Annotated in this window: 9 protein-coding genes and 1 pseudogene; 3 read left to right on the top strand and 7 right to left on the bottom strand. The window is 64.8% G+C overall.

The genetic code is table 11. The annotated features are described in order from the left end of the window. On the bottom strand, positions 1–1,517 hold a 1,517-nt coding region (gene fadD5, locus WAN71_RS22150), incomplete at its 3' end, for a fatty-acid--CoA ligase FadD5 (RefSeq protein ID WP_422227385.1). Positions 1,518–1,634: 117 nt separating this feature from the next. Between fadD5 and WAN71_RS22145 the strand changes: the two genes are divergently transcribed. Then, positions 1,635–2,339, top strand: coding sequence for a GntR family transcriptional regulator (locus tag WAN71_RS22145; RefSeq protein WP_422227384.1), 705 nt, complete (start codon positions 1,635–1,637; stop codon positions 2,337–2,339). Here the strand turns inward: WAN71_RS22145 and WAN71_RS22140 are convergent. The 5 genes from WAN71_RS22140 to WAN71_RS22120 all read right to left on the bottom strand — a co-directional run bounded on the left by WAN71_RS22140 (position 2,336) and on the right by WAN71_RS22120 (position 6,605). Further along, the gene (locus tag WAN71_RS22140; RefSeq protein WP_422227383.1) at positions 2,336–2,785 is read right to left on the bottom strand and encodes an SRPBCC family protein; all 450 of its coding nucleotides are present in this window, start codon (positions 2,783–2,785) and stop codon (positions 2,336–2,338) included. The genes WAN71_RS22145 and WAN71_RS22140 overlap by 4 nt on opposite strands. Before the next feature lie 21 nt (positions 2,786–2,806). Then, a complete protein-coding gene (locus tag WAN71_RS22135; protein ID WP_422227382.1) occupies positions 2,807–3,295 on the bottom strand; it encodes an acyl-CoA thioesterase in 489 nt (162 codons plus the stop codon). Between the two features lie 44 nt (positions 3,296–3,339). Continuing rightward, positions 3,340–4,647, bottom strand: coding sequence for a hydroxyacid-oxoacid transhydrogenase (locus tag WAN71_RS22130; RefSeq protein WP_422227381.1), 1,308 nt, complete (start codon positions 4,645–4,647; stop codon positions 3,340–3,342). A gap of 144 nt (positions 4,648–4,791) precedes the next feature. Continuing rightward, positions 4,792–5,361, bottom strand: coding sequence for a hypothetical protein (locus WAN71_RS22125; RefSeq protein ID WP_422227380.1), 570 nt, complete (start codon positions 5,359–5,361; stop codon positions 4,792–4,794). A 74-nt stretch (positions 5,362–5,435) separates the two neighbouring features. Continuing rightward, entirely contained in the window at positions 5,436–6,605 is a 1,170-nt protein-coding gene (locus WAN71_RS22120) for a CaiB/BaiF CoA transferase family protein (protein WP_422227379.1), read from the bottom strand. A 69-nt stretch (positions 6,606–6,674) separates the two neighbouring features. Here WAN71_RS22120 and WAN71_RS22115 point away from each other — a divergent pair, with 69 nt between their 5' ends. Continuing rightward, positions 6,675–8,513, top strand: coding sequence for a serine/threonine-protein kinase PknH/PknJ (locus tag WAN71_RS22115; protein WP_422227378.1), 1,839 nt, complete (start codon positions 6,675–6,677; stop codon positions 8,511–8,513). A 54-nt stretch (positions 8,514–8,567) separates the two neighbouring features. After that, entirely contained in the window at positions 8,568–9,266 is a 699-nt protein-coding gene (locus tag WAN71_RS22110) for a DUF427 domain-containing protein (protein ID WP_422227377.1), read from the top strand. Here the strand turns inward: WAN71_RS22110 and WAN71_RS22105 are convergent. Then, positions 9,245–9,917, bottom strand: a pseudogene (locus tag WAN71_RS22105) (acyl-CoA dehydrogenase); the annotation flags it as partial. The gene WAN71_RS22110 and the pseudogene WAN71_RS22105 sit on opposite strands and share 22 nt — an antisense overlap.

The raw sequence follows: 9,917 nt of genomic DNA, 5'->3' as shown, positions 1-9,917 counted from the left end.
CCCTTGGGGTGCTTGTAGCGTGCCAGTCGCTCGTTGAGGAACTCGTCGAGATCCTCAAGGCTTAAGTTTGTTTGCGGGCCGTCGGCCACGAGGGCCGCAACCGCGATCGGCACCTCGCCCCACTTCTGGTGTGGCCGACCGATGACAGCGACTTCGACGATCCCGGGATGGCTGGCGAGGGCGTTCTCCACCTCCGCGCAGTAGATGTTCTCCCCACCGGAGATGATCATGTCCTTCTTGCGGTCGACCACCCAGACGTAACCGTCCTCGTCCATCCGAACCAGGTCACCGGAGTGAAACCAGCCGCCCGCAAATGCCTCGGCGGTCGCCTCCGGGTTGTTCCAATAGCCGCTCATCAATGTGGGTGCACGATAGACGATTTCACCGACCTCGCCAACGGGCACGTCGTTCATGTTCTCGTCGACCACGCGGGCAGCCACGGTCGGGATCACCTTCCCCACCGAGCCGCGCTTCCTGATCGCGTCTTCGCCAAGCAACATGCAGGTGACCGGCGACATCTCCGTCTGGCCGAACGCGGCCAAAATCTGCGTCCCTGGGAAGGTTTCCGACATCTGTCGCAGCAACGTGTCGGATGCCGGTGCGGCGCCCCATGACATCACCCGCAACTTCACGTCGCGCGGATTCGCCTGCTGGGCATTGCATACCGCCTGCCATTGCGCGGGCACCAAGAAGATCCCGGTGACCTTCTCTGCGGCCAGCACGTCGAGCAGATGCCCGGGATCGAACGCGCCCAGCGGATGGATCACCGTCGGGATCCCGAGCAACATTCCGGTCAATAGGTTGCCGACTCCGGCGATGTGGAAAAACGGGACACCGATGAAGCCGACGTCGTTGACATCGACGCCATGGGTATACAGGCCGGTCATCGTCTGCCCGGTCAGGTTGGTGTGGGTCAGCACGGCGCCCTTCGGCCGCCCGGTGGTGCCCGAGGTGTACATGATCAACGCCGCCGAGTCGTTGGGTATGTCCACCGGTTCGGCCGGATCGCCGGGCTCGTTCACCAGATCCTCGTAGCCCAGCAGACCCTCGTCGGCGGTGTCGCCGGCGACCACGACAGTGTTCAGCACCGAGGTGATGTTGCGGACGCCACTGCCCACCGGGGCCAGGACGGATTCGGTGATCATTAGCCGCGCCTCGCAGTCGTCGACCAGGAAGGCAATCTCGGCTGGCGTCAGCCGGAAGTTGACCGGAACGGCGATGGCGCCGATCATGTTGACCGCCAGCACCGACTCGACGAACTCCGTCCGGTTCAGCATCAGGATCATCACCCGGTCGCCAGAACCGACCCCTCGGCGGCTCAGGGCGCCGGCCAGCGCAGCCACGCGGCGGCGAAGCTCGGCCCAGGTGACGGTGTGGCCCAGGAATCGCAACGCGGTCGCGCCCGGCTGCATCAATGCATGCCGTTCGAGTTGATTAACCCAGTTCTGTCGTCGTGACAGATAGGGCTGCTCGGTGGCTGTGCCGTCCCGGGCCTTGACAGCCCCTTGGCCGGTCAACTGCGCGGTCAACTCGTCGATTCCTTTCTGTTGCTAACTCGTACTCAAGTTGATATTTGATAAAATCTGGTGTTGTCTGGATCACATTATGATCTTGGCGGCGCGAAGACAACCCCGGTGAGTGCACCCGTCTCTACGCGGCTTTCCGCGCAACGGCAGACGCGGCTTCCGCTGCGCCGAGCGCAGCTGTCCGACGAGGTGGCGGGCCACCTGCGGGCCGCGATCATGTCCGGCGCGATGCGGCCGGGGACGTTCATCCGGCTCGACGAGAACGCGGCCAAACTCGGCGTCAGCGTCACGCCGGTACGCGAAGCGTTGCTGAAGTTGCGTGGCGAAGGCATGGTGCAACTCGAGCCGCACCGCGGCCACGTCGTGCTGCCGCTGTCCCGGCAGGACATCGACGACATCTTCTGGCTGCAGTCGACCATCGCCAAGGAACTTGCCGCCACGGCGGCGCAGCAGATCACCGAGGCCGAGATCGACGATCTCGAGCGCATCACCGAGGCACTGGCCGCCGCGGTCGCCGCCGCGGATACCGAGACGATCGCGGCCACCGAGTTCGCGTTTCACCGTGCCTTTAATCACGCCACCGGGCGAATCAAACTCGCCTGGTTCCTGCTGCACGTCGCCCGCTACATGCCGTTGATGATCTACGCCGCCGATCCCGGCTGGGGAGCGGCCGCAGTCGACAACCACCGCAAGTTGATCGCGGCGCTGCGCCGCCACGACACCGCCGCGGTCGTCAAGCTCACCAACTGGCAGTTCACCGACGGCGCGCGCCGGCTCACCCAAACGCTGGACCACAGCGGCATCTGGAGTTAGGCCTGATCGCCCGCCGTCAGCTCCTCGGCACGCTTCTTGAGGTTTTCGGCGAGGTAGTCCAAGACGTTGCCGACCAGCGTCTTGACCATCGGCGCGGGTATCGGCATCGACGGCTCCACGTCCATGTCGACCGTCAATAGCGACGTCGCACCCGTCTCCACGACGCTGAACAGCTGCTCCTGCTTTTTGAACAGAGTGCCCTGCTGCATCACGGTCTGAATTTGATTCGGGTTCGGGTAGTAGACCGCCTGAATCAACGTGTCCTCGATGGCTTCATAAGCAGCGTCGAGACGCAACTGGCTGGGGCGTCCGTCGTCGTAGCGGGCCAGCACCCACAGTCCCTTTATCTCTTGGTTCCACTGCGGGTAGGACTCGAAATCGCCGACGATGGCCAGGATCTTGGCTGCGTCGGCGGCGACTTCGACGGTCTTGCTCACAAACGGCATTGGCCGAGCATAACGGGGGCGCTAGCGCACGCACGCCGTCGACAGCAGCTCACGGATCGCGTCCGGGATCGGTACCGGTCGACGGCTGGTGCGGTCGATGTAGACGTGTACCCAGTGCCCGAGCGCCGCGATCTTCTGCTCTGCCGCGTCTTCTGCGGCGGCCGGCTCTTCGCCGGCCCGGAAGATGCCGAGCCGATAGGTGACGCTGCTGCGACCCAATCTGGTGATTGCCAATCCGACGCAGAGCCGTTGCGGGAAGTGCAGTTCGGAGAAGTAACGGCAGCCCGATTCGGCGACGATGCCTTGCGCCGCGATGGTGACCGGGTCGATAGCGACGTTCGTGTTGATCCAGCCGTTGATCGCGGTGTCGAAAAGCTGGTAGTAGACCGCGTTGTTCAGATGCCCGAACATGTCGTTGTCGGCCCAACGGGTGAGCACCGGCCAGAGCACCGGAAAGTCGCGGCTGGTGAGCCCGTCCGAGTCGGGCGGACCCGCAGAAAACGGAGTCATGGTTGTATTCGACCATGCTGGAAATCGGGGGCGCCGTGCTTTGACTACCAGTAGCGCATGGCTTGCCGAAACAGGTCGGCCAGAACCGGTTTACTCATCTCTCGCGGAGCGTTTTGTAGAAGGCGCTGCTGAGGGTAAGCACCCTCTGTCAGGGCGACCACGTCATCTTCGGTGTAGCCCACCCCACTTAGCCCGTTCGGCATGCGCACCGCTCGCATGATGCGGATGAGTTCGTTGGCTAGTACCTCGCCTGCATCCTTCGCGCCGGCGTCCTGCGTGTCGGCGCCCAGCAGCCGTGCACCCTCCAAGTGCCGAACCGGGCTCACCTCCGCCGTTAAGCGGAACGACGACGGCGCGTTGAGGATGACGGCCATGCCATGCGGCACTAGCGGCTCATCGGCCGGGTAGCCCGAGGGGCGGAAGTCGCGTACCAACCCTGCCACCGCGTAAGCCATGCCGTGTGGTGCGTGAACGCCCGCGTTGCCGAACGCGATGCCCGCAAGCGTTGCAGCCCACATCATCTGCTCACGGGCCTCACCGTCGGAAGCGTCGTGCACCGCACGCTCCAAAAACCGCCCCAGCAGACGCAACGCCTCACGGCAGCCCAGATCGCTCCACGGATTAGCACCCTGGCTCATAGGCCGCAGGCTGGGCCGTCCGGGAGCGCGCCGCAGGACGTAGGGTCGCGCGGTGTAGGACTCCAGCGCGTGAGACAGCACATCGAGCCCTGCCGAGGCGACGACCTCGGCGGGCAGACTCGCTGTGCAGTCGGGATCGACGAGCGCCTCCGTGGGACGCAGCGCGTGAGAAGCGATGCCCGTCTTCGCCGATAGCGACACCAGGTCAAAGATCGCGATGCCGGTTACCTCGCTGCCGGTGCCCGCCGTGGTTGGACATGCGATATGCGGCTTGAGCGGGCCAGGCACGGGTTTGCCCTCGCCGATGGGCGCGTTGACGTAGGTCAGCAAGTCAGCGGGATAGGTGGTGCACAGATTGGCGGCCTTGCACGTATCGATGACAGAACCGCCGCCCAGCGATACGTAGCCATCAGGATTCAACTCTTGCGCGAAACGCGCCGCATCCAGAAAAGACGCGTCGGTGGGCTCGACATGTACGTCCTTATAGGTGACTACGTCCAGTCCGGCCGCGACAAGCGAGTCATGCGTCTTCGTAAAGATGGGCAGTCCAGCCACGCCGGCGTCGGAGAACAACGCCACCCGCCGCAACCCGAGAGCGCTGGCTCTGTCACCCACCTCCGCCAGGCAACCGCGCCCGAAAGTCACCCGCGACGCGTCGACGGTGAAGGCTCCGTCGCAGTCCTCAGCAGCAATTGAGACATCGCAGCACGCCATCTGCCCTCCTGAGCCCGTCGCGACGGCAATCTATCGCACCCGGCGCGAAGTAGCTGTAGGGCATAGTCGACGGCTTCGTCGCGAAACGGATCGATCTCAGCGCACGTGATCAAAGCAGCAGCGTGTGGCGGTAGTGCTTCCGCATCAGCCGACCGGGATCAGCTCGGAATCGACTGGTAGGCAGGCTTTCAAGTCGCTGCGCAGTGTCTCGGTTGGGCCGACCGTATCGGCAATGCCGGCCGCGGTGAGGGCATGACGCTTGAAGGCGCGGGCGGCACCGCTGAGTAGGTGCTGCACGGTGGTCGTTCGGTGTCCCACGGCCAGCGGCCAATCGTCGTGCCACAGCGTGACTTCCGTCATCCAGCGATCCAGCGCCTTGAGAACCTGCTGCCGAACTCGTTCATCCGACGCAAACATCTTTGCGCTGACCGCCAAGCCGCGCACCGCGCATCCGGGGCTCTCGGCCGGGATCTGCGTGTCGAGCTCGGATGCTTGCATTCCCAGGATCTGCAACGGGCGGGCATCGCATTGCCGCGGTAGCAGCACATTGACTTCCCAGCCGGCCCGCACCCGGTCGTACAGCCATCCCCCGACAGAACACACCACATCGGCGGGGCTGGAGGCGACAACGTCGAGACGATACTTGACCGCGGCACCGTCGTAGCGGCGTGCGGGCGGCCGTAGTTCCTCGAAGTCCACCTCGAAGGTCCTCATCGCATCCCTTCAGCAGATCGAACGTCCCGGCCGACCCAGCGTGACACTTTTACATCAATCTGTAAAGCTCCGATTCACGAGGTGCGCCGTGCCTCCAGCTCGGCGAGAACCTCGTCGGTGTGTGCGCCGAGATCCGGCGCGGTAGAGCGCGGCGCCCACGGCGTGCCGTGGAAATCCGCCGGTGTGGCGACCATGGGCACAACAGCTGGTCCATCCGGCACGTCGACCATGCCGCCCGCGGCGTGGAACTGCTCGTCGGCAACGACGTCTTCGATGGTGTTGACCGGCGACCAGAAGAAGTCCGGTTCGCTCGCGAAGATCTCCGCCCATTCGTCGAGGGGCTTGGTGGCAAAGATCTGGTCCAACTCGGCAATCAGTTCGACGCCGTTGACGGCGCGTGACCGCGCCGAGGAAAACCGCGGATCGGTCAACCACTCGGCGCGGCCGACGGCCCGGCACAACGGCGGCCAGTGCCGGTCGGCTTCGAGCCCCACGATCCAGAACCGCCGACCGTCCCCTGCGGCGTAGTTGTTCATACAAGGGTTGCCCATCGTCTCCCGTTGTCCCACGGCGATGGGCTGGCCCGTCATCAGATAGGTGTTCAGGTCGAAACTCACCGTGTAGGCACCCTGCCGGTACAGCGAGGTCGTCACCAGCTGCCCGGACCCGGTCCGATCGCGGGCCACCAACGCCGCGCAGATCGCCGCTGCCAGCGTCATGCCGGCCGCGTGGTCGCCCATGCCGCCGCGTTGGAAGGGCGGCGTGTCACCGGGCCGGGTCAGGAGATGAGCCACCCCGGCGCGAGACCAGAACGCCGCGATGTCGTAGGCCGCCCGGTCGGCGTCCGGCCCGGTTTCGCCGTAGCCGGTGATCAGCCCGTAAACCAGGCGGGGGTTATCCGGAGCGATCGACTCGAAGTCCAATCCGAGACGCCGCAACGCGCCGGGGCGGACATTCGTCACGAACACGTCTGCGCCACTGATCAATTCGAGAGCGGTAGCGCAGCCGCCGCCCGTGGTCAGGTCGAGGACGATGCTGCGCTTGGACCGGTTGTCCATCTCGAACGGTGGGCTCACGTCGATGTCGAGCCCCAACATCCGGCCGAACAGACGCCCGGGGTCGCCGCTCGGCGGCTCGATTTTGACGACGTCCGCACCCCAATCGGCCAAGATGCCACCTGTCGCGGGCCCGGCCACCCAGACCCCGAGCTCCACGACTTTGATGCCTTCCATTGGTCCGGCCATGCTCGGCATCCTAGGTTCTTCCCGCGACGCGGCGGCGTGGCATGCTAGCGGCGGTGAGGAATTGACTAGATGAACGGCCGAGATGATCGGGGGTTGACCGCAGCCCAGCATGGTCCGGGGTGGGGTGTGCTCGGCGTCGGATCGATCGTGGCGGGGTATCGCGTTGAGCGACTGCTTGGCGTCGGCGGGATGGGCGCGGTGTATCTGGTGGCTAACCCCGAGTTGCCTCGGCGGGATGCGTTGAAAGTATTAAGCGCCGAGTTGTCGCACAATGACGAGTTTCGGGCTCGGTTCGTGCGAGAGGCCGACGTGGCCTCGATGCTGGATCACCCCAACATCGTGTCAATTTATCGTCGCGGCCAGACAGACGACGGACTGCTGTGGATTGCAATGCAGTTCGTCGATGGCACCGATGCCGATGGGGCACTGAAGGCAGGGACGATGACGCCGGCGCGTGCAATTCATATTGTCGCTGAGGTCGCCAAGGCACTGGATTACGCGCATGCACATCACGTGGTGCACCGTGATATCAAGCCTGCAAATTTTTTGTTGTCGGGGACTCTCGGTGAGGAGCGGGTGTTATTGGGCGATTTCGGGATCGCCCGCGCGCTTGATGATGCCGGTTTGACGGCGACCGGGTCGTTAGTGGCCACGATCGCCTATGCGGCCCCCGAGGTGCTGGCCGGTGCCAGTTTCGACGGGCGTGCGGACCTGTACTCGTTGGGTTGCACGCTGTTTCGCTTGCTGACGGGTAAGACCCCGTATTCCACCGCCAACGGGCCCGCGGCGGTGATGATGGCCCACCTGCAGGCGCCGCCGCCCCGGGTCACCGATGAGGTGGCGGGGCTTCCGCCTGCGCTGGATGCGGTGATCGCCAAGGCGATGGCCAAAGATCCCGCGCAACGGTTCTCTTCGGCGCGCGAGATGGCCGATGCTGCTGGTTCGTTGGTGCACGACCGGACCGCGCCGACGACGATGCCGTGGCAGCCGATTCCGGCTGCTGCGGTCAGTTCTTATCCTGGTGCGCACAACAGTGGCTCGCAGTGGTGGCAGTACGCTCGCGGACCGCACACGCAGCCCGGCCTTGCAGCCGCACCGACGCAGTGGGGCGCACCGGGTTTTGGTCCCTCCGCAAACCAGGTCAGGCCGCGGCGTCGCCGGCGGAGGCTGATCCTGGCAGCTCTGATCGCCGTGGTGGTGCTGGCCGGTGCTGGGGTCAGCACGATCACCCTCGGTCGTCATTCCGATGGGCACGCCAAACCTGTTGCCCCATCGGCTGCTCCCACTGCGTCCACTCCTCCGCCGGCGCCGGTAGCACCGCTACCGCCCAAGGTGCTCGACGGCTTGCTGCTCACCACCGAACAGGTCGCGCAGATAATGGGCGCTTCTCAGCTCGCTATTCACAAGGCGGTCGACACCTTGATTGACGAAACTGCAGTCATCGCGCAGAAAAACTGCATCGGAGCCTATGCGCCGGCGCAGGCTGGGGTATACGCCAATACCGGGTGGACTGCCGCGCGTGCACAGGCAGTCCACGAGCCCGGCGACATTCCCATAGCTTTCGAAATTCTCCAAGCTGTAGTCGAATTCCCCACTGCCGCCGCCGCGCAGAAACTGCTTGCCGACCAGACGACCCAGTGGTCGGCTTGCGCGGGCACCGAGTTTACGCTGACATATCCGAACGCTGCCCCGCAAGCGTGGAAGTTCGGCCCGCTTACCAAGACCGCCACGGTCATATCGATGCCGCAACGTTGGAACAGCCCGGGCTCCACGCCACAGATCAGCGGGTGTCAGCGCGCACTGGAGGTCTTCAACAACGTAGTCGCCGACATCTGGGCGTGTCGTCTAGACGTCAGCAATCAGGCCGTCGACCTCGCCAATGCCATCATCGCGAAGATCCCGCATTAGACAGGTGGAGGGCGGCCGCGAGTATCAGAAACCCTTCAAGGTGGTGAAAGAACAGTGAGTCTGGTCGCCGGGCGCGGGCCGCTGAGCAATGAACCCGCCGGGTGGTTTTCGCCCGGATTGCCCTCCGATGTCGTCTATGTCGAGCCTCATCCCCGACGCATTCAGGCGTTTCGCGGCGGGCGCATGGTGATCGACACCGAGCGTGCACTGTTGGTGCACCGGCGAAATCATCCGCTCAGCTATGCATTTCGCGCCGACGAGGTGCGCGGTCTGTCCAGTGAGCCGGTTTCAGAGGCGCCCGGATTCGTCCACGTGCCGTGGGACGCGGTGGACACCTGGATCGAAGAGGGACGCGAGCTCGTGCACTATCCGCCCAACCCGTATCACCGGGTCGACTGCCGGCCCACCAGGCGGCGGCTGTGCGTCGAGGTCACCGGGACGACGCTGGTGGACACCGACGACACCGTGATCGTGTTCGAGACGGCCCTGGAACCCCGCCTCTACGTCGACCCGTCGCACGTGCGCACCGACCTGCTGCGGCAATCGGACACCTCGACGTATTGCAACTACAAGGGCGTGGCGACCTATTGGTCGGCCCTAATCGGCGACGCGAAAGTCGAGGACGTGGCCTGGAGCTACCCGGACCCTCCACCAGAAAGCTTGCCCATCAAGGGATTTCTCAGCTTCGACGCCACCCGCGTTGAGGTCCTTGCCGAACTGCCCGCGGCACCTCAGGACCTCGGCGGCGAATAGTTCGGGCGCCCGAGCCCCAGCTCGTGCTGGGCGATCATGTTGCGGAACACCTCAAGGGTGCCGCCGTAAATGCCGGTCGGTGAGGCCAGCCGGAAAATGTATTCGGCGCCACCGTCGTCGGCGGCGCCCGTGGTGTCGATCGGCAGCGTCGACGCGGTGCCCAGCACATCCATCAACTCCGGTGCGACATCACGCATGGTTTGCGCATTCGCCACCCGCCCGAACATGCCCGGGGTGCTCAGCGCCGCCTCGGTGCGAGCGACGCTGCGGCCCAACCGATATGCCACCGACGTGTCGTCAAGCCGGCGGCGGCCGTCCGGGCCCGGTTGCGCGACTAGCGCCGCGATCTTGTCGATCGCCTCGGCCATCAGCGTCAGTTGTTCGCTCATTACCGCGATTCTTTGCAAGCCGTCGGCTTCGCTTTCTACGGTGCCGTGCTCGACGTCGAGCGCACCCCGCAGTACCGCCCAGCCGCCGTTGACCTCACCGATGCGGTACTTGTCGTCGACCCGTACGTCGCTGTAGTAGACGATGTTGGTCCGGTCACCATCGATGGTGCGAATGGCTTGGATCTCGACGCCCGGCGAGTCCAGCGGCACCAGGAACATGGTCAGGTTCTTGTGTTTAGGCGCTTCCGGGTCCGAGTTAGTC

Origin of the sequence: Mycobacterium sp. (assembly GCF_049280035.1) — a bacterium.
Lineage (GTDB): Bacteria > Actinomycetota > Actinomycetes > Mycobacteriales > Mycobacteriaceae > Mycobacterium.
Note: the sequence above shows the minus strand (reverse complement) of the source record. Positions and strands in the feature narration are given on the sequence as shown.

What these genes read in the sequence shown, in the direction of transcription:
- WAN71_RS22115 (WP_422227378.1), top strand. Translation starts at nt 6,675, where the DNA reads ATGAACGGCCGAGATGATCGGGGGTTGACCGCAGCCCAGCATGGTCCG.
- WAN71_RS22140 (WP_422227383.1), bottom strand. Translation starts at nt 2,785, where the DNA reads ATGCCGTTTGTGAGCAAGACCGTCGAAGTCGCCGCCGACGCAGCCAAG.
- WAN71_RS22135 (WP_422227382.1), bottom strand. Translation starts at nt 3,295, where the DNA reads ATGACTCCGTTTTCTGCGGGTCCGCCCGACTCGGACGGGCTCACCAGC.
- WAN71_RS22125 (WP_422227380.1), bottom strand. Translation starts at nt 5,361, where the DNA reads ATGAGGACCTTCGAGGTGGACTTCGAGGAACTACGGCCGCCCGCACGC.
- WAN71_RS22130 (WP_422227381.1), bottom strand. Translation starts at nt 4,647, where the DNA reads ATGGCGTGCTGCGATGTCTCAATTGCTGCTGAGGACTGCGACGGAGCC.
- WAN71_RS22120 (WP_422227379.1), bottom strand. Translation starts at nt 6,605, where the DNA reads ATGGCCGGACCAATGGAAGGCATCAAAGTCGTGGAGCTCGGGGTCTGG.